The sequence below is a fragment of the Cohnella sp. GCM10020058 genome, assembly GCF_042683485.1.
Classification (GTDB): domain Bacteria; phylum Bacillota; class Bacilli; order Paenibacillales; family Paenibacillaceae; genus Cohnella.
The window spans coordinates 942,001-968,634 of record NZ_JBHUJV010000009.1; the positions used below are offsets into that span (position 1 = coordinate 942,001).

The window sequence follows — 26,634 nt, forward strand, 5'->3', positions numbered from 1 at the left end:
TATTTACCCTGGCCATTTTCTGCGTGTTTACGAGTTTCTGCGACATGCTTCTACTACCATAGACATGTGCAGACATCAATTATAGACAACGCTCAACTCCGGAGAGGGGGTGACACACCGATGAGAGAATCGAGCTACAAATCTTCTACACAAACATTACAGAGTCCTTTCCGAGGAGGAGAAAAAAAGGTTATGAAGAAAAGTTTGTCTCTTCTCATAGCACTCGCTATGGTATTCGGCATGTTTGCCTCTATGGCATCTGCCGCTACAACTGAACTGACCACTGCGCAAAAGTATCAGTGGTTCGTTGATCAAGGTGTTTTGAAGGGTGATCCAAGCGGCAATCCGCGTCTGGACTCCACGTTGACTCGCGCTGAGTTCGCAACGATCGTTGCAAGCGTTGGCGGTCTGAAGCTGGTCAACACGGCGTCTTCTTTCTCCGACGTCAAGGTTAAAGACTGGTACTTCACGGCTATCCAATCCGCTTCCGACGCTGGTCTGGTTAACGGTATCGGCGCTGGCAAGTTTGGTCCTAAGCTGAACGTAACTGTTGAGCAAGTGATCAAGGTTGCTGTTACCCTCGCTGGCATCAAGCCGGTTGAAGGCGCTGTTGTTGCTGGTTCGTCCGCATGGGCTGGCCCGTACATCCAAGCTGCTACCAACGCTGGCCTGGCTGTTCCTTCGAACTACAAGGCTAACGCTACGCGTGGCCAAACGATCGACGTTGCTTACGTTGTAACCCAACTCAAAGCCCTTCCGGTTCTGAGCGATGTTACGGCTACGATTAATGCTGATGACACGATCACGGTAGCTGGTAAGGTTGTAAATGCTGCTGACAGCGTTAAGGTTGCTCTGGGCACGGCTGCTGAAGTTGCTGCTACGCTGAAGGACGACAAGACCTTCACGTACACGACTGCTAAGCAAGTTCCAGGCACTTACAAGCTGACTGTTGTTGCATATGACGGCACGAAGGCATCTGTCGCTGTTACCAAGGAAGTTACCATCGGCGGCTTTGTTGTTGAATCCGCAACAGCTATTAACAACAAGCAAATCGCTATTAAGTACAACAAAGCGGTACAAGAAGGTGTCTCCGTTGGTGGCGTTACTTATGGTATCGGCGCTAGCAACACTGCTGTAAACTATGTGTCCCTGGCTGGCGAAGAGCCGATCTCGGCTTCTGTTAGCAGCGACAAGACGACTGTAACGTATACTTTCGCACCGTTCCCGAACAATTCCTATAAGGAACTGGCGGTTTCTGGTCTGAAGTCTGCTTCCGGTCAAACGATCTCCGCTTACAAAGCAGCTCTTCTTCTGAACGACACGACTGCTCCTGCTGTAACTGGCGTGACCTATGCTGGTAACACGGCTACTGTTTCGTTCAGCGAGTCTATTCCTGCAACAAACCTTGGTACGCTTTCGATTAACGGCGCTCAAATCAACCCAGGTACGGTCGGCACGACGACTGGAATTTTCTACACCACGATTACTGATACGAGCGACGGCCTTGGATGGGTTAGTGGCGTTAAAATCCACAACCTGACTCTGGGCACGAATTACTCCTTCTACATCATCGGCGGTACTGACAAAGTTGGTAATCGCTTTGCAGACTACAACACTACGTTGACTGCTCCTACTGATACGGTTGCTCCTACGGTTGTATCTCTGACTGCTAGCGGCAGCACGATCACCGTTAAATTCAGCGAAGCAATCAACGGTCTTAGCAATGCTGGTGCAGTGTACAATGGTAGCTCTTCCACTGGTACGCCTGCTGCAACGCTGAGCGACGACCAACTGACGGCTACTTACAACGTTAACTGGCTGGGTGGCAACAGCTTCCTGAACACTACGGCTGTTGTTAAGGGTTACAAGGATCTGGTTAACAACACTGGCGCTGACTACTCTGCATCTGTAACGCTGAGCAAGGATAGCGACAAGCCGACTGTTGCTGGTTCGCTGTATGACGGTACGTATGTTTACATCAAATTCAGTGAAGCAGTTGATATCAGTGCTCGCAATCCAATTCGCGGTACGTACACGAATTCGAACAGCGTCCGTACAGACATCAACTGGGCTACAACTAGCGCTGCAGTAGGTTACGATGCTAACAATGATGGTGACTATGCTGATTCCGGCGAAAACTTCTATGTGCGCATTCCTGTTTCGACGCTGGGTGCTGGCACGTACTCTCTTTCGATTCCAGGCAACCTGGTTGTTGACAAGGCTGCAACTCCTAACGCAAACGATGCAAGTTCTTCTTCCTTCACGGTCTCCGCTGGTTCTACTAGCGGCGTAATTGAACTTAGAAGCGTAACTGTTGATCCTGAGAACAACAGCAAGATCACTTTCGTGTTCGACAGAGAAGTTGCGCCGTCGGCTCTCGATGTTGCGAAGTACACCATCAATGGTGCGGCTCTGCCGACTAATACGGTTCTGTACTTCCAGCCGTCCCAACAAACTGTTGTTGCAGAAGTACCGGCTGGCACGTTCCCAGTTTCCGGTCAACGTGAAGTAAAGGTTAACAACATTGTTGATGCTGCTGGCAATACGTTGAACACGAACAAGGTAACTGCACTTGTTACCTTCAAGGAAAACGTTGCTCCGGTTGCTCAAACGGTTGTTGTTAACAGCGACACGCAACTGGCTGTAACCTTCAGCGAAACGCTGGATGTTAACTCGGCTGCTGGTGCTTCGGGCATCTTCGTCTACATTAACAGCAGCACTTCTGCTACTTCAGTAAATAGCTACACGATTTCTGGTAACACTCTGTATATCAATGCAAATGGTGGTACGTTCTCCACTTCGCAAGCTATTCAAGTTAAGTTCGCTAACGCTACCGTTAAGGACTTGAACAAGAACAAGGCTGCTGACGTAACGATCAACAAGTAATCTCTCTTTACAAAAAAGAGCAAGCCTTCGGGCTTGCTCTTTTTTTCTTTTGTCACAACTTTTTGACTAGATCCGTCGTCTATAGTAGTAGGTTAAGATGCGGTTCACGTAATATTCATGTGTGCAAGCTATAATAAATGCAATAGAGTTTAGGGAGGATCGCCGGATGAACGGATCTAGCAAAAAGTTTAAAGTACTGGTTGGACTAACCGCAGCCATGTTGGCTATAGCGCCTGTTTCGGCTTATGCTGCAACAACGACAGCAGCGGCAGCGTCTAAAATAACGGCCGTATCGCAAGTCGTTAAACCTATTTACTTAAGTAGTACCAGCTATATTAATTTGGTTGATGTTGGCCTGACCCCAGTGGATGGTGGACAGATTGCTGCATTTACTTTGAGTATTTATAACGGCAGTTCTACTTCTCTGGATCTCTCGAACTATTGGTTCAGGTTAGCCAACTTATCAGGCAGCACTTATTCCATTAAGACATCTGCTGCCGATGCAAAGCTCACCAGAGTGGCTCCAAACTCTAAAAGCATGATTACGTTGTATGCTACCGTAGGCGAATCAACGAAGTTATCGGACCTGGTATTTAGAGTCGTTAAGTTTAACTTCAGTGTCGCCGGTTATGAGCAAGGCGTTGGGAAGTTCACGTTCCCTAAAAACTTTAATAACGTCGTAGCTGCAGGTTCTTACAAGTCTTTGTATTTCTCTACGACTACGTTGAACTCTAAGGTAACCTCATCAACGATCGCAGCATCAGGCGACGATGAGCAGCTCATAACGGTCAAATATGTATATAACAATATCGGGAAGAAAGCCGTTACGCTTAGTAAGTACAAGTATTATCTTGTGACTGCCAGCGGCATTATGTACGAAGCTACACCTTCGATTACAGACGATCTCTCGATACAACCGCTAACGCGCAAAGAACTCAGTATCACGGCGACTGTTCCTAATGCATTGGCTAAGACGGGCTGGAAACTGATGATTTTAAAAGATAGTGGTGGAGAAACGGCTGTTACGCTTCCGGTCGGTACTTATAATCTTTATTTCAGCCAGGGCACGCCGACTACTTCTACATCAACCGATAACTTCACTTATACAAATACGGAGGGCACGTATCAATATAAGCTGACGTCGTTGATTAGGGAACCTTGGAACAGTCAAGATGTACTGTCAGCTAGAATTCGACTTACCAACAAGTCTAAAACAGCTGTATCCATTCCGGCACTTTCCGGTTACTTTTACTTGGATGAAAAGACGAAGCTTGAATTTAAAACAATTGCAGTGAACAATCAGTTTGGTTTAAATGCAGGCAGCTTCGTAGACCTGGACGTATACGCAAAGCTTCCATCTAATTTTAACTTTACTAAGGCTCAGTTAGTCCTGAACAATAAGGTCGATGATAAGACGACGACCAAGCTTGGAGAGTTGACGGGCACGTCTTACTTGGCCCAAATTCCATCGTATGCCGTTGATAAGGTTATGAACATTGATCGTGAAGGCAGCAAGATGACAGCTCAATTAAACAATGTAAATGTGTACAATACGGTTACAAGTAAAGTTTTCTCGGTGCAAATGACACTGACAAGCGCGGAAAAGCGCACCATCGATCCGGTAAGGTTGGTAGGTTTATTCAGGAGCGATAACGGCGATATCTTCCCGGCTACTGCAACGATGGCTGAAGGTCAAGTTAATGCTTCGAATAAAGCACTGCTTACGTTTACGGCCACAGTGCCGCAAAACTATGATACGAATAACTTAAAGTTGATCGTAGGCGAAGGCGTTTCAGATACCAAATATACAGATGCTAAAACGGCTGCTGAAGGTTTCATTAACGCCGTCTCCTACGGATTGCCGCAGGAGCAGCGGTTGTATAATACCTTTAAAGACATCAGCTTGCTGCCATACAAGTTCACGATCAATAAGTTCTTCCCGACGCTGCTGGGGGACGATATTCAGTTAACAATAGATTACAATCTGGATAAGGACACCTCCTACGATATTTACCCGACAGATCGCAAACTCATGCTTGAGGTAGTCGGCGTTAATGCCAGCGATGGGAAAGAAACGAACTATCTATCGCAGGACTTGACGATTGAAGGCGACGCAACGACTACGACTCTAAAAGCAGGAGCGAATCAAGAGCTCGTCATTAAAAAGCCGAATCCGAATAATGGCTATGACGGGACGCTGAAGTACAAACTCCGTCTTTATGAAGTAGTTCAAGGCGCTAAAAAGCTTGTCGCTGAACGTGCCGTCGATTTCTGGTTTATTACGAATGACTGGACAGCTGACACGAATGGTTGATTGCTGAACATTAAAACTGCCGGTATTTACTTTATACCGGCAGTTTTTTATTCACAGAACTGGAAAATACATTCGTCCCGATTGTCGGAAATTGTGTTAAAATAGAATTATCTATACCCGAATGATGGTGAGAAGGCATGGAAGTGAAGCGGATTGGAACCACCAAGAGTATCGCACAGATGCGTATAAAGGCGGTAGGGAATGCTTCCAGGAAGCGAATTAAGCTTGATAAACTCAAGCGATGGATACAGATTTCCTTTCTAACTGGCGAATATGGCACATATATTTTGACGTTTTACTTACTCATGTATGTAAAAGTAATTCCAGACTATCCGGCAGTCCATTCAATGGATCCCATCCATTGGATCCGCGAAGTCTATGTGTTCGACAAATATTTGCTATTTTTAGGCATGGTTCTGATTATTCATGGATTTATTCGAGCGCAAGGCGTTCTTTTCTCTGGAAAAAGAGAGCGTGGGCTTACCGAAGAATTATTGTTCTCTGCAAAGGCAACAAGTTATGCGTTTCTCATGTCGATCGGCATCACATTTTTATTAAAAACGACGTTTATCTACTCCCGGGTGACGCTAGTAACGTTCGCCATTCTGATGCTCGTGGAAGCTGTCACTTGGCGAGCTACACATAAATATATGAATCAAGCTTTAAATGAAAAGGGGTATCTGCAAGACCGCGTTCTCATCGTAGGCGCAGGCAAGGTAGGCAATGAACTGCAAAGAAGGCTTGAACAGGAGCGAAGCCACAAATTCCAGATCGTCGGTTACTTGGACGATTATAAGATTGGTTCTGAAGTAATCGGCAAGACGGCGGAGTTGGAAGCGGTATTGCAAAATCAACATGTCGATATCGTGTATATAACGATACCTTCCGAACGCAGTGTTATTGATTCGATCTTGCACACCATTTACAAGTACAATGTCGATATCCGGATTATACCGGAAATGTTCGATCGAATGTCAACCGTTTTTGCTTTTCATACGGACGCTATTCAACCGTATATGGAAGTCGTAAAAACACCATTGAGGGGTATAAATATCGTATTAAAGCGACTATTCGATATGATGATCAGCGCCATTCTACTTATTCTATTATCCCCCTTGTTCTTCATATTGGGCTTGTGGATTAAACTCGACTCAAACGGTCCCATATTCTTTAAGCAAGTAAGAGTCGGTAAGAACGGCGTTCCGTTTTCCATGATGAAATTCAGATCCATGTGCACAGATGCTGAGCGACTGAGAGAGACCTTGGTCAAATCTAATGAAGTCAGCGGAGGTCCAGCCTTTAAAGTAAAAGAGGATCCGCGAGTTACGCGCTCCGGTCGATGGCTGCGCAAATACTCATTAGATGAGCTCCCGCAGCTGTGGAATGTGTTGAGAGGCGACATGAGTCTGATCGGACCACGGCCACCATTGCCGGATGAGGTTGCCCAATATACGAATTACCATTGGCGCCGGATGGATGTACTTCCTGGAATGACAGGACTTTGGCAGGTTAGCGGTAGAAGCGATCTTCATTTTGAGGAATGGATTGATCTGGACATTCAGTATATTGAGCGCTGGAGCATTGCGCTGGAGATGAAAATATTGTTAAAAACGATTCCTGTGGTTATTAAAGGCACAGGCGCGTATTGATGAGGAGTGGCCATGTTGAAGCGTCAAGAGAAGTCGGGTTTTAGAGAGTGGTTTGCCTGGGGATGGATCGCATTCATCATGTTTATTGCGATGTTTAACAACGGCATCTTCCTCGGGTACGGACTTCATAGTCCAAACCAGTATCAATTCGAGAGCCCGGCCTTGCTGGCATTGATTGTTTCGGCTTTCATTACAGTCTGGCTTATCTTCCAGATAAGTGCCCGTAACTTTGAATGGACGCGGGCTAATATAGTAATAGGTGTTTTAGCGATTTTAATTCCTCTCGTATATTTATTGAGCTCTTTTCAAGCTTTTTCCCCCTATATGGCCAAGATCGGAATCCTTATCCACCTGGCTTTGTTTTTATTTTATGCAGCAGGAACGTTCTGGTCCAGATCTGACCAACTTACCGAGCGTTTTCCGTTTGCGTTTCTCATCTTCGGTTATCTTCTGGTTGTGTACGGGTTTCTTACCATGTTTGGCAATGCCTATCTACTAGATTCCTTGACCCCGCAAGACGGCATTCGAATCACCTCTGTGTTTCAATATGCCAATGCGTATGCTGTTCTATTGCTTATTATGTGGATCGTAATGCTGCTCGAAATCAACCGTACGCCAAGCAGAGGGATCCAGATCCTCCACGGAATGATGCTTGTGCCGGTACTGGTTTCCTTTTTACTGACATTGTCTCGAGGCGCACTTGTCGTGCTGCCCATTATCGCAATCGTCACACTTGCGATGCTCCGTCTAAAAATTCAAATCAAGCTAATCCTATACTCGGTTATCGGTATGGGGATCTCACTTTTAATATATTCCAAATTGGCTGACAGAGGGATCGAGGTCGTCAATGGCATTCTATCTGCGACAGCTGCCAAGCAAAGTTACAAAACTGTCTCCATCTTCTCCGGGGATGCAATCGGGTACTGGGCAATTCTAATCGTTGCATCGTTAGCGATGGGGGCTATAACCTATGCAATAGAGAGGTACATAGAGCCTAAGCTCCAAGCGAAGATTGGTGCACGAGCGTCGAATCGTTCGGGTATTTGGCTGCCGATCGGACTTCTAATTCTGTTTGTTTTAGGTGCTCTTGCTATACTATCAGATACGATGGTAAAATTGCTGCCGCCGGTGCTTCGAAATCGGATTGAAGGCGTAAACCTTGAAACACATAGCGTTTACGAGCGTCTAAGAATGTATAAGAACGCAATCCAGCTGTGGAAGGACTATCCGATTCTTGGAGGCGGCAGCGGGGCATGGGAAGCATCCTATGAGAAGTATCAATCCTATCCATACTTAAGCGCACAAACGCATAGCTTCATTACACAATTACTAGTAGAAGTCGGTATAGTCGGTACAGTTGCCATTGTCGGCCTTATCCTATTTTCGTTAATTACCTTTGTGGTGAAGTACAGGAGAATGTCCGAAGCGTATCGCAACAAATATATCTTTTACTTCGTCGTACCTATTACAATTCTATTGCATGCTTCAATTGACTTTGAGATGAGTTACTTGCTCTATGATGTCCTGGTATTCCTCTGTCTTGGCGTGCTCAGCGGGGCACTGTCGCCAGTAAAACAATGGACGGTCCAACAAGCTCGATGGATCAAACAAGCCAGTTCAGGCATATTGGCTGTCCTGGGCATAGCGCTCATTGTTATTGCTAGCTTAAGGCTATACAGCTCCAGTCAAATTGACAATGCCAACGATGCCTATGTGCAGCAGAGACCTTTCTCCGAGATTGTGGCCCCGTTGAAAAAAGGACTGAAGATCACACCGGGGAATCCCGTATTGCTTCAACAGTTAACGAGCTGGAACTACCAGGCATACGATCAATCCAAGGACGAGAGTTACCTGCAGGAAGCGGAGAATTATCTTGCGAAGCTCGTGAAGATTGAGCCGTATTATCGCCCAGGCGTGGATTTGGACTTTACAATCCAGATGATTCGCGGCAACCAGGATGCTGCGATTAAAATCATGCAGAAAGCTGTCGTTCAGTATCCTTTTGAACAAACCTTCTACGATCAGCTCGAGTCCGCGCTGCTCACCAAGTGGGAGCAACAGCGACAAGCTAGCGATACCGAAGGGGCTAAGGCAACGGCCGAGGCAATTAAGCAATATTATCAAAAGATCATTGAACAAGAAAGCGTCGTACAACAACTGCCCAAGACAGTCGAGCTTAATCGTGCCTTCGTTATCTCTAACACTGCAAGACTGGCAGTTGGAGAAATAGCTTATAGTGATGGGGATTATGGACAGTCCGCCGAAACTCTAAAGCCTGCCTTACAAGAGGATTTGAGTGCGGAGGGCGTCAATCGTAAGGTAGCCAGATACTACTCGGCCGCATTACGAAAGCTAGGCCAAGACGATCAAGCTTTATATGATAAATTAATCGCAGCTGATGAAAAAGAAGCAAACCAACTAGAGCAGCTTAAATAGAAAGGAGGGATAACAGTGAAAGTATCGGTTATCCTGCCGACGCTGAACGCGGAGAAGTACCTGGTCAAGTTAATCGGCAAGCTGCAGGAACAAACAGTGAAACCGCACGAGATTATCGTCGTAGACTCTCGTTCGGATGATGGGACTATTCTACTTGCTAAAAGGCTGGGTGCTAGAGTCATGTCGGTAGAGCGCAAGGAGTTCGATCATGGCGGCACGAGAAACCATGCTGCGCAGAAGGCTACCGGCGACGTGCTCGTGTATATGACCCAGGATGCGGTTCCGCAGCACGAAAGATTCATAGAAGAAATCATTGCGCCCTTTGCGGACACGAAGGTTGCGGCAGTGTGCGGAAGGCAGATCGCAAGACCCGAGTCAAACGTGCTAGAACGGATGACCCGTGATATTAACTACCCGGAACTGTATATTCATAAAACGCTGGCCGACTTGGACCGTTTCGGCATCAAACTCTTTTTCTTCACCAATGTGTGTTCGGCGATTCGCAGAGATACGTTCATCCAATTAGGCGGCTTCCCGGCACCAATTATTTTGAATGAGGATATGATGATTGCGGCCAAGTGTATTACCAATGGCTATGCCGTCGTGTATAACCCGCGCGCCAGCGTCATTCATTCTCACGACTACAGTCTAAAAAAACAATTCAAACGCAACTTCGATATCGGCGTATCCATGCGGATGAACGAATGGATCTTCCAATATGCGCGAGCGGAAAAAGAGGGCGGCCGGCTTGTTAAGGAGCAGCTAGGACGCTTGTGGAAACAAGGGAACTGGAGATGGACTCCGCGATGGGTCGGTGAAGCAGCTGCTAAGTATTTGGGATACCGACTGGGCGTATCTTACAAGCAGCTTCCTGTGCTGTTTAGAAGACGCTTCAGTATGCACCCGGACTTCTGGTCTAACTACGATAAGTCGCAGATTGTGCGAGATCCCGTTATTTTCAAAGCAGAGGCGCAATCGGTCAGCAATCATTGAGCATGAAGGGATGGTCATCATGAATCGATATACCAAGACTTTTGGCATTCTTGTCGCAGCTGCTATTGTCGCAGGAGGCGTTAACTGGTATCAATCCGCATACGCAGACGTTCAACAGACAACGCCAGGACTCGCGGATGATCCGATTGTAACGAAGAGTTATGTGGATCAGAAGATCGCGGATTTAAAGAATGGCGGTAATGCTGGCGAAGGCACGCAGACTCCCGAGTCTGCAACAAAGCTCGAAGTCGTTACTGTCCCATTCGGAGCTAAACTAATGGTCAGTGCCGGCGGAGAAGTTGTTGTGCGTACTGGCAAAGCCATCGCTTATAGCTCGGACACGAACGGACTATCGGATCTCACGGCCGGCGCAGATATCGCTTCGGGTTCGCCAATTGCGACAAATCATTTGATCTTGTTTCCGCGGGACGGCAGAGGGATTGAGCCGGATTCGAAGCAGAAGAATGGGTTGACGGTTTTGGTGCGGGGCGGGTATAAGCTTCAGTAAAATAATCTAATAATCGTTCATAACTAGAAATGAGTTGATTGAAATTCTTCGCCTGCTTAATTATAGACAACTAATTTACTCATTTACAAAAAGGGAAATACAGCTAAGATATAAGTCTTCTTATTTAGGCATACTTTGGTCCTTCGTAACGCCGCTATTTATGCTATTAATATATACCTATTTTTTTAGCGTCGTTTTTCAAAATAAATGGGGATCCGGCGCAGATGACGGAGGCAAATTTCAATTCGCCATCTTTTTGTTTTGCGGTCTCACGGTATTCAACTTTTTCTCAGATGTAATAAATCGAGCGCCTAGCTTGATTATTTCTAATACAAACTATGTCAAAAAAGTAGTTTTCCCAATTGAAATCCTTCCAGTCACCTCAATCGGATCCGCACTATTTCATATGGTCATTAGTCTCGTGTTGCTTCTGATATCTGTAGTCATATGCTATGGAACTATACACTGGACCATTGTACTGTTGCCTATCGTGCTAATCCCATTGATATTACTGTCGCTTGGACTCTCTTGGTTTTTTGCCGCGCTTGGCGTATTCGTTAGGGATGTTACACAATTTCTTGGCTTGGCAGTACAAGCGCTTATGTTTCTAAGTCCTGTTTTTTACCCCTTATCTATTATTCCGGAACGTCTATGGTTTATTTATAAACTTAATCCGCTAACGGGCATTATAGAAAATATGCGTAATATTCTAATCACCGGGGAGATGCCTGAATGGTCTTCGATCGGAATTTCTTTTTTGCTAGGATTAGTTGTCTCGATATTGGGCTATGTCTGGTTTAGGAAACTGAGAGGAGGCTTTGCCGATGTCCTCTGAGTATGCAATCGATATTGTTCAGACAGAAAAGATGTATCGTATTTTTGAAAAGCCGGTAGATCGATTGAAACATATATGGTCGAGAAATAAAGCAAAGCATTATAAAGAATTCTGGGCATTATCCAAAATCAATCTAAGAATTGAAAAAGGTGAATCTATCGGCCTCATCGGAAAAAATGGTTCCGGTAAGAGCACCTTGCTCCAACTTATAGCAGGCACGCTCACGCCCACAACGGGAAATGTGAAAATCGACGGGAGAATAGCTGCGCTGCTGGAGCTAGGAAGCGGGTTTAACCCTGAATTCACGGGCCGTGAAAATGCAATCATTAATGGAACGATTATGGGGTTAACGATTGAGCAGGCAAAAGAACGATTGCCGGATATCGCTGCTTTTGCCGATATCGGAGAGTTTCTAGACCAGCCGGTTAAAACATACTCATCGGGCATGTTTGTTCGACTGGCTTTTGCATGTGCGGTCCATGTCGATCCGGACATTCTCATTGTAGATGAAGCGTTGGCTGTCGGCGACATGCAGTTTCAACTTAAATGCATTGAGAAGATGAAGGCGTTTAAAGAACAAGGAAAGACGATTATATTTGTTAGTCATGATATGTATTCGATTAGAAATTTCTGTGACTCCGCGATATGGTTAATGAACGGTTCCATCTTTCAACGGGGGAATGTCAACACAGTAACAAAAGAGTTTGAGAGCTACATGAAGAGTGGATTTATACAGGGGAGCGTTCAAGCGCCGCAAAGCGAAGTTAAGAATGCGGAGTTAAACATCCAGGATATATATGTGAAAAATAGTAAAGGACAACCGACAGACGTTTTGAGCTATGGGGAGCCCTTTGAAATATTCGTTCAATATGAAGTTAGCAATCAGATAGAAGGGCTAGTAGGCGGAATATCCATTTTTGATTCTATAAACACCTGGGTTTGTGGATTAAATACGAAGCTAGACCATTATGTCCTCGAAGGCCGAGTAGGCCAATATACATTGAGATTGTCTTATTCCAATATGAAGCTAATGCCGGGCACTTATGCTATCGATGTAGGCTTTTTTGAAAGCTCCGGATTGGTGAGGTTGGATTATAAAGCGAGGTGCCTTAGTTTTAGAATTCAATCCAGCGATTATTTTGCCGAGGGTCTGGTCTGTTTCGATCATGCCTGGTCTGTAGATAAGGAGGGAATCCGTTGAAGTATGATTATAATATCAACCTTGATGCGGATACTTCCCTCTCCTACATTATTAACCGGATTGCTCCACATTCAAATGTATTAGAATTTGGACCGGCTAAAGGCTATATGACACGCATACTGACTGAGCAAAAAAATTGTTCTGTATCTTGTGTAGAAATTGATGCGGATGCCGCTCGTTTAACGGAACCCCTCACAAGCAGAATGTTCGTAGGGGATTTAGACGAAATGCTATGGATCGAAGAGCTAATGAAAGGTGCTCCTTATGACTATGTCGTTTTTGCAGATGTCTTGGAGCATCTCAAGCAACCCGAAGCTGTATTAAAAGCTGCCATAAAGATGTTGAAAGACGATGGGGAAGTGCTGACCTCGATCCCCAATATGGCACATGCAGCTGTCGTGTTGGAATTGCTGCGAGGAAATTTTGAATATAGATCCTTGGGATTGTTAGATAATACCCATCTCAAGTTCTATACAAAACGCTCGATTGAAAGACTTTTGGAACAGTCGGGGTTAACTGCAGTAGCTTGGATGACGACCCGGGTTCTTCCTGATCAAACGGAAATAAAGACGAGTTACTACGATGTGCCGTCAAGCGTGGCTGAGTTTATAAAAGAGAATCCAGAATCACACGTCTACCAATACATTACGGTGTCGCAAAAGATAAAACTCCCGACTACTAATAATATTAGCGAAGTAACGAATGGGGAATATTTATACACTAGCTTTGCTCAAATCTTTTTGGACAAACCATATAACGAACGATCTTCCATAAAGTTGGGAATTGAATCACCATGGGGAGACCAGGTTCTAAAGGTGCACATTCCCTGTGTTTATTCTGGCCAGGTAATTAGAATAGATCCAACGAATTTTCCGGCGTTGATATCCGTTAAAAAAATATGCTTTCTGAGCCTTAGACGCGAACTGATATTGGAATGGTCAAAAACAGAAATTCACTCAAAATTGGCCTCCTTGTATCAATTACATCATCTATCTGGCGAATTAAGCAGCACTGATTCTCTTTGGATAGCAGTGGGGGATGATCCGCAGTGGGAGATTAGCCTCCCAATTATAGTGCAAGATTGTATTCTTGAGCTTCATCTGAGCACACTATCAAGTCAGAATAATCTGTTGAATAATTTATATCAATATATTAAGTGCAGTGTAAATTCAAAACAGATGTTAGAAGAAAACCTGATAAAAGAAAAAATAGAAATTAACAAACTAACGACCGGATATGACAGCCTCATGGAGGCTCAACATGCGCTTAAAGAAGAACTCCATAGACAAAAAGAAGAAAGTAATAAATTTAGAGATGAACTTAAAAGCCTTGAAAATAAAAAGAAAATGCTGGAGAATGAACTCGCTAATGTTAAAAATTCTAGAACTTGGAAATGGACCAGGTGGATAAGAAATATTAAAGGAGATGTACAATGAATTTTGATGTGGTGATTGTGACCTATAACTCATCAAAGTGGATAAACCTCTGTCTGGATAGTCTACTGCAATCGGAATATGATTCAAAAAGTCTATTTATTACAGTTGTTGACAATCGATCATCTGATGATTCCAAACAACTTTTATCGTCATATTCCCGGAAAAATGAGTTTGGAAATTTTCAATGCATATTTTCAGAGTCCAATTTAGGTTTTGGCAAGGCTAACAACCTAGGTGTTAAAAACAGCAAAGAAGATTTTGTATTCTTTTTAAATATTGATACTGAAATTCACTCTAGCTGTTTTACCGAGCTGAAAAAGATAATTCAAAGAAGCAGTGCTGATACAGGGCTGTGGGAGTGCAGACAATTTCCTTATGAGCATCCTAAATACTACAATCCGGTAACTCTTGAAACATCTTGGTCCAGCGGCGCGGCATGCGTTGTTAGAAGAAGCGCCTTCCAAGAAGTGGGTATGTTTGATGAGAAGATTTTTATGTATGCCGAGGACGTTGATTTAAGTTGGAGATTGCGTGCGTTAGGATATAAGCTTCTCTATGTTCCAGCTTGCATAGTTAATCATTATACTTACCAAAGTGCTGGAGAAGTTAAACCTAACCAATTTTACAATAGTACATATAATAATCTAATGTTACGTTATAAGTTCGGAGATTGGAAAGATGTTATTAATGGTTATATTTTGTATTCCGGCTTGCTGGCTGTTCCAAGCCCTTTTAAGGGGCATCGTAAACGAATATTAAAATCGATCATTAAAAGTTTTTCAAATGGTTTATCGTTTAGAAATAAAAATAGACAAATAAGAAATAAAGGATTTCGGCCAAACTTTAGAATATGGGATTATGAGTTTGTGCGTGAGGGTGCATTTTACGAAAATAGAATTCCCTCACATCATCCTCTAGTTTCTATCATTATTAGAACTTGTGGGAGACCAGAAGTTCTAAAAGAAGCTTTGCTCTCTGTTCGACACCAAACTTACTCTAATATTGAAGTAGTAGTTGTTGAAGATGGGCCAAATATGTCACAGGAAATGATCGTGAATGAGTTTAGTGATCTTAATATAAAATATTTTTCAACGATAACCCATGTAGGACGTTGTCTGGCTGGAAATATAGCTTTAGAAAACGCAAATGGGGAGTATTTTAATTTCTTAGATGATGATGATGTAATGTTTGGCGATCACGTTGAGGTTTTAGTTACTCAGCTTACGGAGAACTCTTACTGTGGTGCTGCCTATGCTATGGCTTTCGAAACACCAATTCGAGTTAAATCGAAATCTCCTTATGAATATGAAGAAATTTTTCATAATGTAATCCATAAGCAAGCATTTAATCGATTGATTTTGCTTCATCACAATTACTTTCCGATTCAGACAGTTTTATTTTCAAGAGAACTATATGATAAATTCGGAGGCTTTGATCCGAATTTAGAGGTGTTAGAAGATTGGGATCTATGGTTACGATACGCATTTAACGAGGATTTCCATTATGTAGAGAAGGTAACCTCAATGTATAGGGTTCCAATGGATCAAACCATTGGAGTGGAGAGACAGTTGTTATTTGATCGATATCTGCATATTGTTAGAAATAAACACGCCGCTAACGGAGCAATGCTGCCTGTTAAAGGAGTATTGGCGGATATTGAGGGTTTTATGAATAAAGGAATTGTTGTTATTAATCACATTAAACGAGGAAGATTTGATGTGATTTTCTTTAAGCTTAAGAACAAAGCGAAATCAAAAATAAAAAGAGTCCTTAAATTATAGAAAAGTATGCCTGGCCAGGCCTTTATAATGAATTATTGGAGATGATAAACATCAAAGGGATAATATTAGCTGGTGGAACGGGTTCTCGTTTGTTCCCATTGACAAAAGTAACAAACAAACATTTGCTCCCAGTTGGAAAGTATCCAATGATTTTTCATTCGGTTGCCAAGCTTAAAGAAGCTGATATTACTGATATTCTCATAGTAACCGGAAAAGACCATATGGGGGATGTTGTTAACTTACTAGGAAGTGGCCGCGAAATGGGTGTCTCATTTACATATAAAGTACAAGATGAGGCTGGGGGCATTGCACAAGCGCTTGGTCTTGCAGAGGGTTTCGTAAACAATGATTCAATGGTTGTCATTTTAGGCGATAATGTTTTCTCGGACAGTATTGTTCCATATGTAAATTCTTTTAGGCAAACAGGGATCGGTGCTAAGTTACTAATTCAAGAGGTTCACGATCCTAAGCGTTATGGCGTGCCTGAATTGCTACATGGTCGAATTGTCTCGATTACAGAAAAACCGCAAAAGCCCAAGAGCAATTACGCTGTCACAGGCATATATATGTTTGATGCAAGAGTTTTTGAAATTATCCGAACACTTAGACCTTCAAATCGAGGCGAGCTAGAGATAACGGATGTAAATAACGCATATATCTTAACAGGGGAGTTAGGCTATGACATCTTAAAGGGTTGGTGGACAGATGCCGGTACACATGCTTCATTAACCCATGCAAACGAATTAGCAAAAGATTTACTTTTTGGTGACGAATTTGGAATGCTTAAATTGTAATATTTGATTGGAGAAGAATTTAATGAGAATAGTGGAAACAAAATTTCCGGGTGTTAAAATAATTAACCCTGTCGTATTCGCTGATGCTAGAGGCTTTTTTATGGAAACGTACAATACTAAGACTTTAATTGAGCACGGAATAGACATTGTTTTTGTGCAGGACAATCACTCCTTGTCAGTTGAAGCAGGTGTTCTACGAGGAATGCATTATCAAATGGAACCGAAGGCACAGTCTAAGTTGGTGAGGGTAACAAATGGCGCTATTTATGATGTAGTTGTAGATATACGTAAAGCCTCCCCAACTTATGGACAATGGCAAGGATTCATTTTATCGGCGGCTAACAAACATCAATTACTTGTTCCGAAAGGATTTGCTCATGGTTTTTGTACGCTGGTGACTAACACAGAAGTGCATTATAAGGTTGACGAGTATTATTCTCCAGATCATGACCGTGGAATTGCATGGAACGATCCATCTTTAGGCATTGATTGGCCGACGCGGGAACCTATTCTGTCGGAGAAAGATGCGAATCATCCAGTATTATTAAACGCGGAGTCTAATTTCGTTTGCGAGGGGAGAACTTTGACTTGAAGCTCCTAGTTACTGGTGGTGCAGGGTTTATCGGTAGTAACTTTATTCTCTATATGCTTCGTGAATATGCTGATGTTCAGGTAGTAAATATTGATGCTCTAACTTATGCAGGTAACCTGGATAATTTGGTATCAGTACAAAAAAATCCAAACTACCAGTTTTTCCATGCTGATATCACAGACCATAATAAAATTAAACCATTGTTTGTAGACGGCATCGATGTAGTGGTACATTTTGCGGCCGAATCACATGTAGATCGCAGTATTACAGAGCCTGATGTTTTCGTGCGCACCAATGTACTGGGTACGCAAGTACTGCTTGATCTTGCAAAGCAATTTAACGTTCAAAAGTTTGTCCATGTATCGACTGATGAAGTTTACGGTACGTTGGGTGAAACCGGATTATTTACGGAGGAAACACCGCTTGCACCGAATAGCCCCTATTCTGCTAGCAAAGCTGGATCCGATCTTATGGTTCGTGCTTATTACGAAACATTTGGACTCAATATTAATATTACTCGTTGCTCAAACAATTACGGGCCTTATCAGTTTCCGGAGAAGCTAATTCCGCTGATGATTCAGAATGCTCTAAAAAATAAAAAGCTTCCTGTGTATGGAGACGGTCTTAACGTTCGCGACTGGCTGTTTGTTGAGGACCATTGCAGTGCCATAGACTTAGTTGCTCGTAAGGGGGAGAGTGGAGAAATTTATAATATTGGCGGAAACAATGAAAGAACTAATATGCATGTGGTCAAAACGATACTTGAAGAGCTCGGCAAACCAGAAACTCTTATAGAATATGTAGAAGATCGACTAGGACACGATCGTCGATATGCAATTGATTCTACAAAGATCCGTACCAGCCTTGGATGGAGTCCTAAATTTAAATATGAAACAGGAATAAGCGAAACAATTCGCTGGTACCTATCCAATCAAGAATGGATGACTCGTATCCTCTCGAGAGCTAATCGGTAAAGCTTTTAGTAATTATTTCCATAGGGGGTCTGACTAATGGCGCAATTTAAACCAACAGTATTGGTGACGGGCGCAAGAGGTCAGCTAGGTCAAGAGTTAGTCAATTTCCAGACCGATAAGTTAAATATCGTAGGATTAGATCGCAATCAGCTTGATGTAACGGACCTCGGGATGTGTCGGCGGGCAATGGTCGCTTATTGCCCATATGCTATTATACATGCTGGAGCCTACACTGCTGTGGACAAAGCAGAAATTGAATCAGATGAAGCTTACAAAATTAATGCAATAGGAACGAGAAACCTAGCTGTCGCATCTAGAGAAGCTGGGTCTAAATTATGTTATATCAGCACGGATTATGTATTTGATGGAAAAGGAGATAAACCATACAATGAATATGACAAAACGAATCCTCAATCAGTGTATGGGAAATCTAAGCTTGCAGGCGAGTTGTTACTTCAATCATTAAGTCAATCGTATTTTATTGTTCGAACTTCTTGGGTATATGGCCAATATGGCAACAACTTTGTTAAAACGATGCTCAAGCTTGCTCAAGAGAAGAATAGTTTAACAGTTGTTAATGACCAAATTGGTTCTCCCACCTATACGTGGGACTTAAGCCGGTTTTTAATTGAACTAGTTCAAACCGAGGCCTACGGTGTTTATCACGCTTCAAATGTTGGAGAATGCAGTTGGTTTGAATTCGCAGAGGCTATCTTTGAAGAAAGTCAAAATAAAATTAAACTGACATCTTGTACTACAGAAGAATTTCCACGTCCTGCTCATCGTCCAAGGTATTCCGTTATGGACCATTCAGCAATAAGGCAAAATGGATTTAACGATCTTCCGCATTGGAGATCAGCACTTAAGTCTTTTCTTAATCCTAAATAACAATTGTAATCGTTATTAATTCTTTAGGTTAGTGTATTTATTCACAAATCCGTGTTCCATTTTTGGAGGGAAGTCAAGTAAATGAGGGCTGGATTGGCGGAGTTTAAAAGAGAGTTTCAATCCATAATCGATTATTTTAAAAATAACAAATTCTTAATCATTATTATATCTTTTTTTGCTTTATTGGCATATGGACTACCTCTAACTCAATACTCATTATCTATTGACGAGGAGCATGCGTTATTAAGAAGCGGTGAACAAAATCTTTCAGTTTGGACATCCCAAGGTAGGTATGGTATCAGCTCATTAAAGTGGTTATTTCATTTAGAAAAGAGTAATTCGATTACAAGTACTTTTTTGGCAATAACTTTACTTGGTTTAGCAAGTTTATTGTGGGCTTATATCATAAGCAATTATTCTCCGGATAAAAAAGCGCAAAAAAATGATAGTAAAGGAATAATTGTTGCATCACTGTTTTTCACCTTTCCTGCGTACGCCGAAAATATTGGTTTTTCAATGATGAGCTTTGAACTTGGAGTAGGTTGGGTACTGACAGCTTTATCTGTTTTGTTTATCACGAGATGGGCTGTATATGATAAAAATCGGCTTTATATGTTTATTTCTATAGTATTAATAATGTTTGTTACCTCTATATATCAAGCCTTTTTACCTGTTATTATCTGTGGTTGCATGTTTGTCGCACTTCTTGCATTAAGCCAACAGTATAAAGAAAAAGTTAATAGTAGTTATTCTAGAGGTTTAATTATTGTATTGAAATTTATACTCACGATATTATTAGGGTTAATTGTTTACAAGATAATAGACAAAACTTTAGGGATTTTTATTCCTTCCTCCCCTTATATAAATAACTTTGTAGCTTGGGGGACGCAGTCTCCCGGGTTAATAATGAAAAACCTACTAAGGCATTTTGAACAATACGTTCAGGGAAATACTATATACGGAAGCGGAATACTCCTTCCTACGTTTGCGTTCAATGCCATTATTATACTAATATACATGTGGCGTATTGTTATTCACAAAGAGTTGAGAGGTATTGGAGTTAGTCTGGCTATATTGTGTTTTGGCTTCTTAAGCACCCCGTTTTTAATGTCTGTCTTTTTAGGTACCCCTTTGCTTATTAGAATGGATTTAGTTTGTGCTCTATTTGTAGGTTGCACCTGGGTATTTTTATATCTAGCAATCGAGTGGCGCAAAATAAAATTTCTCGTCTTATCAATTGCTATATTATTTTCATTCTATCAGTCTATTTCAATATCACAATTGTTTTTTAGTGATTATAGTAGATATCAAGAAGATATTAATCTAGCCAATCAAATTGGTTCTGAAATACAAAAGCAAACAGGCAGCGAGTCCCCTAAGCAAGCAATAGCTTTTATCGGACAGCATCCCCAACCCCTCCTACCTAATATAATTAAGCAAGAAGTACTAGGGTTTTCTTTTTTTGAGTGGGATCAAGGGAATCCAGGGAGAATGAATTCGTTTTTAAATACACTAGGATATAACTTTATACTTGCGTCTCCTGATCAAATGACAGAGGCGATCGAACTTGCAAAAGAAATGCCAGTTTGGCCTGAATCTGGGTCAATAGCTTTAAAACATGGTATAGTCATTGTTAATTTATCGGCGAGCAGCTTAAGTTCTTCAATTAAAATTTCGCCAGACAAGATTAATAGTCAAGTCGATAAGATTATTTATAGTTATTCACCACAACAGGAAGATATAGAATTTACTAATGATTTATCACTTCGTAATCAAGAGAATCATCTTGTATTAAATTCTGGCGTTACGGATCCATACGTATCGTTCTTTAATAAATATTCTCCTCTTAACACATCAATTAAATATATTACGCTAGAATTTACATCAGATATAGAAGGAGAGATCCAAATATTTCTTAGGCAGTCTGATGAAGAATTTAATGAATCGAATAGCGGACGCTACAATGTCATAAGGGGAACGAATCTAATATACTGTAAAGTTCCTTCTGACTTTAAAGATCTCAAATCAATACGATTGGATCCACCTTCTACATCGGAATTTACACAGATTCACATCAAATTTTATGAATAAATGTAATTTTCTTAGGGAGGATAATATTGAAAACATTATATGATAGTGAAATTTTTGAAATAAAAGAGCTTGGAGATCAAAGAGGGTTATTGGCAGTGCTCGAAGAGGGGATGTCGGTACCCTTTTCTATTAAACGTATTTTTTATATATATGGTACTAAAGAAAGTGTCCGTCGAGGTTTTCACGCTCATTTAAAGACGAGGCAAATGCTAGTTTCAGTTTCTGGTTCTTGTAAGGTATATTTGGACAATCTAAAACGAAAAACTGATGTTACATTAGACTCGCCAACGAAGATATTACTTCTGGAACCCAATGATTGGCATGAAATGTATGATTTTTCGCATGACTGCGTGTTGCTGGTATTGGCCTCGCATCATTATGACCCACAGGATTATATAAGAGAATATGCAAGGTTCGTAGAAGTATATTCGTAAATCGAACAGGAGTGAATGAATTGTCTTATTTCAAGCACCCGAATGCACTGGTAGAAACCGAAAATATCGGCGACAATACGCGAGTTTGGGCGTTTGCTCACATTCTACCTATGGCCCGTATCGGTTCGGATTGCAACATTAATGATCAAACCTTTATTGAAAACGACGTTATAATTGGAAACCATGTGACCGTCAAGTCAGGCGTGTATATTTGGGACGGCGTTCGGATCGAAGATCACGTTTTTATAGGTCCAAACGTAACTTTTACAAACGACCTTCGTCCCCGTTCGCAACAGTATCCTGAATCCTTTGCTAAAACAGTAGTTAGAGAATGGGCTTCTCTGGGAGCAAATGCGACTGTTGTAGCAGGAATAGAGATTGGACGTTATGCCATGATCGGAGCCGGTTCGGTCGTGACGAAAGATATTCCGGACCATACGCTTTGGTATGGCAATCCCGCAAGAATGAAAGGGTACGTGTGTTGCTGCGGAAATAGTTTGGAAACAGACTATTCATGTAAGAACTGTGGGCTTCAGTTTGGCATGCAAAATGAAAAGTTGGTGCAAATGAAATGATTCCTTTTCTAGATTTAAAAAGCATGAACTTGCTGATGGAAGAAGAAATAAAGGAGGCAATGAATCGCTTTATTCACTCGGGCTGGTATGTCCTTGGCAAAGAAGTAGAGAGCTTTGAAAGAGAATTTGCGACTTATTGCGGCACGGAGCATTGTATCGGGGTTGCCAATGGTCTCGATGCATTAATGCTGATATTAAGGGGGTATGGCATTCAAGAGGGCGATGAAGTTCTCGTTCCTTCGAACACTTACATTGCTTCAATTCTTGCCATTTCGATGGTTGGTGCGACGCCTGTCCTGGTCGAACCGGATTTGCGTACATTTAATATAGATCCAGAAGAAATCCATAACAAAATAACGAAAAGAACTAAAGCCATTTTAATTGTTCATCTGTACGGCCGGGTATGCGAGATAGATCCAATCCGAGAAATAGCAAAGAAGCATGATTTAAAACTTATCGAGGATTGCGCTCAATCTCATGGCGTTCAATACAATCAAAAAAGGGCCGGAAGTCTAGGAGATGCAGCTGGATTCAGTTTTTATCCAGGCAAAAATCTCGGTGCCCTTGGCGATGCAGGAGCCGTTACGACCGACGACGGAGATTTGGCGAGACGCCTTCGGGCGCTTCGTAATTACGGCTCGCTGAAGAAATACGAAAATGTAGAAAAAGGATTTAATAGTCGTCTCGATGAGATCCAGGCCGCTGTTCTACGGGTAAAATTAAAGTATTTGGAAGAGGGGAACGAGCGAAGAAGAGAAATAGCCAATTATTATTTACGCCACATTCATAATCCAAAGATGATTCTTCCGGAGGTTCCACAACTTGAATTGCAACATGTATGGCATTTATTTGTCGTACGTTGTCCGGATAGGCAACACCTAAGCGAGTATTTACTCGAACGCAATATACAAACATTGATTCATTACCCTATTCCGCCGCACAAACAACAGGCTTACCTAGAATGGAAGGATCACTCTTATCCGATCTCTGAACGTATCCACAGTGAAGTGCTCAGTTTGCCTATCAGTCCAGTTATGGAGTTGACTCAAGCGGAAGCAGTGGTGAAAGCAATAAATGAATACTAAGCTTAAGTTCTCAATCGTCGTTCCTATTTATTTTAACGAATTAAATATAGAACATACGGTTCCTCGACTGAAACTGCTTCAGGAATCGCTGCCTGAATTTGAACTGGAGTTTATATTTGTAGATGATGGCTCCAAAGATCGATCGCTAGCATTACTGCTAAGCGAAAGGGAAATAGATCAAAGAATTAAAGTCATCAAGCTGAGTAAAAACTTTGGTTCGATGTCTGCAATTCAGGCAGGTTTAGGTTTGGCAAGTGGGGATTGCGTGGGCATTATCTCGGCGGATCTTCAAGATCCGCCGGAACTTTTCGTTGATATGATTGAACGTTGGAGAAGTGGTCATAAAGTAGTGCTTGCTTCAAGGTCGGACCGTGACGAATCATTTTCGCAGAAAATGTTCTCGAATACTTATTATTTTTTGATGGAAAAGTATGCCTTAAAAGGATATCCCGCAGGCGGTTTCGATTTTGTGCTAATCGATAAGCAAGTAGTTCAGGAGATTAACAATATTAAAGAAAAGAACACGAATATCATGAGCCTTATTTATTGGCTCGGTCATGATCGTAGTATTATTCCTTATGTCCGTCAGGAAAGAAAATTTGGAAAGTCCCGATGGACCTTGTCGAAGAAAGTGAAGCTGTTCATCGACTCATTTGTCAGTTTTTCGTATGCGCCAATCAGATTTATGTCCTCTATTGGTTTTATCACGGCGGTCATCAGTTTCCTTTATGGCATTTTTGCGATTGTAAATGCATTTGTCGGAAACGTAGGCATCCAGGGATGGACCTCTATTGTAGCCGTAATTACGTTTTTGCTGGGAATCATAATGATGATGTTGGGGATAATAGGAGAGTATTTATGGAGAATATTGGATGAAAGCAGGCAGCGTCCGGCGTATATTATCGATGAAGTATTTGACTGAGATTATTAAATTTGTGTTAGTGGGTCTTATAAATACATTTACTACTTATTTTGTTTATTTAGGGTTCTTGCACTACCTTCCATATATTGCAGCATATTCTATATCTTATGGGTTTGGCATTATTATCTCTTACTTCTTGAACTCGCTATTAGTGTTCAAAGAAAAGCTCTCTTGGAAATCTTTTTTTAAATTTCCGCTCATATACGTCGTTCAATATGGACTGAATACGTTGCTCTTATACATTTTTGTCCATCATTTAATGATTCATGAGCGCATTGCATTATTGGTTTCGATTATAATTACTACCCCTCTTACTTTTCTTTTGAGCAGATGGATCATAAAAAGTCGCACAAATAAGCTTGAGCAGTGAGACCGCCTTTATTTTCCCCCTTACCCATTAACTCATATGCCTCCCGCGAAGCGGACCTGGTCATACTAGGTCTGTCAAATTCAACGGAGGTGCATGGCGACATGGCAAGCAGAAGCAATCGCAAGTTGGTTCCGGAGAGCGCGAAGGCGCTGGCGGCGTTGAAATACGAGATCGCGTCGGAGCTTGGCGTCGACTTTGGTCAATACGGCGGTGCAGCCGGTGCAGGGGATACGGAATTCGCGGGGGATCTCGGCGCATTCTCGGCTGGCGGCGGCGGTTCGCAGTATTTGGGCAACCTCACTTCGCGTGAAGCGGGTGCGGTCGGCGGCGGCGTCACGAAAAGATTGATCCAGCAAGCGCAGCAATCGCTGATTTAACTGCTGGATAATAACCAGTTGACAAAAGGCTCGAACGCATTTTCCGCACATTGACACCCCTCGACAATTCCGGTATCATTAATCAGAAGGTCTGTCTAACAACCTTTTCCTACCGGAAAAGGTTCATTTTTTGTGTAGGGGAGGTTGAAGATATTGTCGACGATTAAGGGCCGGCATCTCTTCACGTCCGAATCGGTCACGGAAGGCCATCCGGACAAAATTTGCGATCAAATCTCAGACGCGGTGCTCGACGCATTCCTTGCGGCTGATCCATACGCGCGCGTCGCTTGCGAAGTATCCGTCGCTACGGGTCTCGTACTTGTTATCGGCGAGATCTCCAGCTCCGCGGACTTCATCGACATCTCGTCGATCGCCCGCAAGACGATCCGCGAGATCGGCTATACCCGCGCTAAATACGGCTTTGACTCCACGACTTGCGCAGTCCTGACGTCGCTCAACGAGCAGTCGGCCGACATCGCGCAGGGCGTTAACGCAGCCATCGAGAGCCGCGACGGCAAGGACGTGCTCGTCGAGAACGCCGACATCGGCGCCGGCGACCAAGGTCTGATGTTCGGCTTCGCGACCAATGAGACGCCCGAGCTCATGCCGCTGCCGATCGCGCTGGCGCACCGCCTGTCGCGTCGTCTCTCCGAAGTGCGCAAGAACGAGACGCTTGCTTATCTTCGCCCGGACGGCAAGACGCAAGTTACGATCGAGTACGTCGAAGGCAAGCCCGTTCGCGTAGACACGATCGTTATCTCGACCCAGCATGCCGAAGAGACTTCGCTCGAGCAGATCCAAGCGGACATCAAGAAGCATGTCATTCTGCCGGTCGTACCTGAAGAATGGCTCGACGACGAGACCAAGTTCTTCATCAACCCGACGGGACGCTTCGTTATCGGCGGACCGCAAGGCGATGCAGGCCTCACCGGCCGCAAGATCATCGTCGACACCTACGGCGGCTACGCTCGCCACGGCGGCGGCGCATTCTCCGGCAAGGATCCGACGAAGGTCGACCGCTCCGCTGCATACGCAGCGCGCTACGTCGCGAAGAACATCGTCGCTGCCGGCCTGGCCGACAAGTGCGAGATCCAGCTTGCTTACGCGATCGGCGTAGCGAACCCGGTTTCCATCAACGTCGACACTTACGGCACGGGCAAGATCGCCGAGGACAAGCTCGTCGAGCTGATCCGCTCGAACTTCGACCTGCGTCCGGCCGGCATCATCAAGATGCTCGACCTGCGCCGTCCGATTTACAAGCAAACCGCTGCTTACGGCCACTTCGGCCGTACGGACATCGACGTGCCTTGGGAGCGTACCGACAAGGTAGAGCTGCTGAAATCCGGCGCTTGGGCTTAATTCATTCATACGATCACCACATGCGCCGCCGCTACGGACAAAAATCCGTAGCGGCGGTTTTTGCGTATAGACTTAATTTCCACCTTCCAAGAGCCGACATATACAGTACAGTATGCCTTTAGGATCTGGAGGAA

Annotated in this window: 22 protein-coding genes; all 22 read left to right on the forward strand. The window is 43.2% G+C overall.

Annotation, left to right across the window (positions count from 1 at the left end):
- Positions 1-192: 192 nt before the first annotated feature.
- The gene (locus ACFSR7_RS19395; protein WP_378164367.1) at positions 193-2,886 is read left to right on the forward strand and encodes an S-layer homology domain-containing protein; all 2,694 of its coding nucleotides are present in this window, start codon (positions 193-195) and stop codon (positions 2,884-2,886) included.
- Positions 2,887-3,052: 166 nt separating this feature from the next.
- Complete coding sequence (locus ACFSR7_RS19400; RefSeq protein ID WP_378164368.1) at positions 3,053-5,200, forward strand: hypothetical protein; 2,148 nt, start codon at positions 3,053-3,055, stop codon at positions 5,198-5,200.
- 143 nt (positions 5,201-5,343) lie between these two features.
- Positions 5,344-6,849, forward strand: a complete 1,506-nt coding sequence (locus tag ACFSR7_RS19405) for a sugar transferase (RefSeq protein ID WP_378164370.1) — start codon at positions 5,344-5,346, stop codon at positions 6,847-6,849.
- 12 nt (positions 6,850-6,861) lie between these two features.
- On the forward strand, positions 6,862-9,285 hold the full coding sequence (locus ACFSR7_RS19410) for an O-antigen ligase family protein (RefSeq protein WP_378164371.1): 2,424 nt from the start codon (positions 6,862-6,864) through the stop codon (positions 9,283-9,285).
- A 15-nt stretch (positions 9,286-9,300) separates the two neighbouring features.
- The gene (locus tag ACFSR7_RS19415) at positions 9,301-10,278 is read left to right on the forward strand and encodes a glycosyltransferase family 2 protein (RefSeq protein WP_378164373.1); all 978 of its coding nucleotides are present in this window, start codon (positions 9,301-9,303) and stop codon (positions 10,276-10,278) included.
- A gap of 19 nt (positions 10,279-10,297) precedes the next feature.
- On the forward strand, positions 10,298-10,786 hold the full coding sequence (locus tag ACFSR7_RS19420) for a hypothetical protein (protein WP_378164375.1): 489 nt from the start codon (positions 10,298-10,300) through the stop codon (positions 10,784-10,786).
- A gap of 34 nt (positions 10,787-10,820) precedes the next feature.
- Positions 10,821-11,621, forward strand: a complete 801-nt coding sequence (locus ACFSR7_RS19425) for an ABC transporter permease (protein ID WP_378164377.1) — start codon at positions 10,821-10,823, stop codon at positions 11,619-11,621.
- Positions 11,611-12,822: an ABC transporter ATP-binding protein gene (locus tag ACFSR7_RS19430; RefSeq protein WP_378164378.1), complete on the forward strand. Its 1,212-nt coding sequence runs from the start codon at positions 11,611-11,613 to the stop codon at positions 12,820-12,822. Before ACFSR7_RS19425 ends, ACFSR7_RS19430 begins: the two co-directional genes overlap by 11 nt.
- Positions 12,819-14,258 (forward strand): class I SAM-dependent methyltransferase, encoded by a 1,440-nt coding sequence (locus tag ACFSR7_RS19435; RefSeq protein WP_378164380.1) that lies wholly within the window; start codon positions 12,819-12,821, stop codon positions 14,256-14,258. The genes ACFSR7_RS19430 and ACFSR7_RS19435 overlap by 4 nt, the downstream gene beginning before the upstream one ends.
- Complete coding sequence (locus ACFSR7_RS19440; RefSeq protein WP_378164381.1) at positions 14,255-16,039, forward strand: glycosyltransferase family 2 protein; 1,785 nt, start codon at positions 14,255-14,257, stop codon at positions 16,037-16,039. Before ACFSR7_RS19435 ends, ACFSR7_RS19440 begins: the two co-directional genes overlap by 4 nt.
- A gap of 50 nt (positions 16,040-16,089) precedes the next feature.
- Positions 16,090-16,833 (forward strand): sugar phosphate nucleotidyltransferase, encoded by a 744-nt coding sequence (locus ACFSR7_RS19445; RefSeq protein ID WP_378164657.1) that lies wholly within the window; start codon positions 16,090-16,092, stop codon positions 16,831-16,833.
- A 22-nt stretch (positions 16,834-16,855) separates the two neighbouring features.
- Complete coding sequence (gene rfbC, locus ACFSR7_RS19450; protein ID WP_378164383.1) at positions 16,856-17,425, forward strand: dTDP-4-dehydrorhamnose 3,5-epimerase; 570 nt, start codon at positions 16,856-16,858, stop codon at positions 17,423-17,425.
- Complete coding sequence (rfbB, locus tag ACFSR7_RS19455; RefSeq protein WP_378164385.1) at positions 17,422-18,399, forward strand: dTDP-glucose 4,6-dehydratase; 978 nt, start codon at positions 17,422-17,424, stop codon at positions 18,397-18,399. Before rfbC ends, rfbB begins: the two co-directional genes overlap by 4 nt.
- 36 nt (positions 18,400-18,435) lie before the next feature.
- Positions 18,436-19,287, forward strand: a complete 852-nt coding sequence (gene rfbD / locus ACFSR7_RS19460) for a dTDP-4-dehydrorhamnose reductase (RefSeq protein ID WP_378164386.1) — start codon at positions 18,436-18,438, stop codon at positions 19,285-19,287.
- Positions 19,288-19,368: 81 nt separating this feature from the next.
- Complete coding sequence (locus tag ACFSR7_RS19465) at positions 19,369-21,378, forward strand: glucosyltransferase domain-containing protein (RefSeq protein ID WP_378164389.1); 2,010 nt, start codon at positions 19,369-19,371, stop codon at positions 21,376-21,378.
- A gap of 26 nt (positions 21,379-21,404) precedes the next feature.
- The gene (locus ACFSR7_RS19470) at positions 21,405-21,812 is read left to right on the forward strand and encodes a sugar 3,4-ketoisomerase (protein ID WP_378164391.1); all 408 of its coding nucleotides are present in this window, start codon (positions 21,405-21,407) and stop codon (positions 21,810-21,812) included.
- 20 nt (positions 21,813-21,832) lie between these two features.
- Positions 21,833-22,387 (forward strand): acyltransferase, encoded by a 555-nt coding sequence (locus ACFSR7_RS19475; protein WP_378164393.1) that lies wholly within the window; start codon positions 21,833-21,835, stop codon positions 22,385-22,387.
- Complete coding sequence (locus ACFSR7_RS19480) at positions 22,384-23,472, forward strand: DegT/DnrJ/EryC1/StrS family aminotransferase (protein ID WP_378164395.1); 1,089 nt, start codon at positions 22,384-22,386, stop codon at positions 23,470-23,472. The genes ACFSR7_RS19475 and ACFSR7_RS19480 overlap by 4 nt, the downstream gene beginning before the upstream one ends.
- A complete protein-coding gene (locus tag ACFSR7_RS19485; RefSeq protein WP_378164397.1) occupies positions 23,462-24,394 on the forward strand; it encodes a glycosyltransferase family 2 protein in 933 nt (310 codons plus the stop codon). Before ACFSR7_RS19480 ends, ACFSR7_RS19485 begins: the two co-directional genes overlap by 11 nt.
- Positions 24,378-24,764, forward strand: coding sequence for a GtrA family protein (locus tag ACFSR7_RS19490; protein WP_378164659.1), 387 nt, complete (start codon positions 24,378-24,380; stop codon positions 24,762-24,764). The genes ACFSR7_RS19485 and ACFSR7_RS19490 overlap by 17 nt, the downstream gene beginning before the upstream one ends.
- Positions 24,765-24,865: 101 nt before the next feature.
- Positions 24,866-25,141, forward strand: coding sequence for an alpha/beta-type small acid-soluble spore protein (locus ACFSR7_RS19495; protein WP_378164399.1), 276 nt, complete (start codon positions 24,866-24,868; stop codon positions 25,139-25,141).
- A gap of 153 nt (positions 25,142-25,294) precedes the next feature.
- A complete protein-coding gene (gene metK / locus ACFSR7_RS19500; RefSeq protein WP_378164401.1) occupies positions 25,295-26,500 on the forward strand; it encodes a methionine adenosyltransferase in 1,206 nt (401 codons plus the stop codon).
- Positions 26,501-26,634 lie beyond the last annotated feature (134 nt).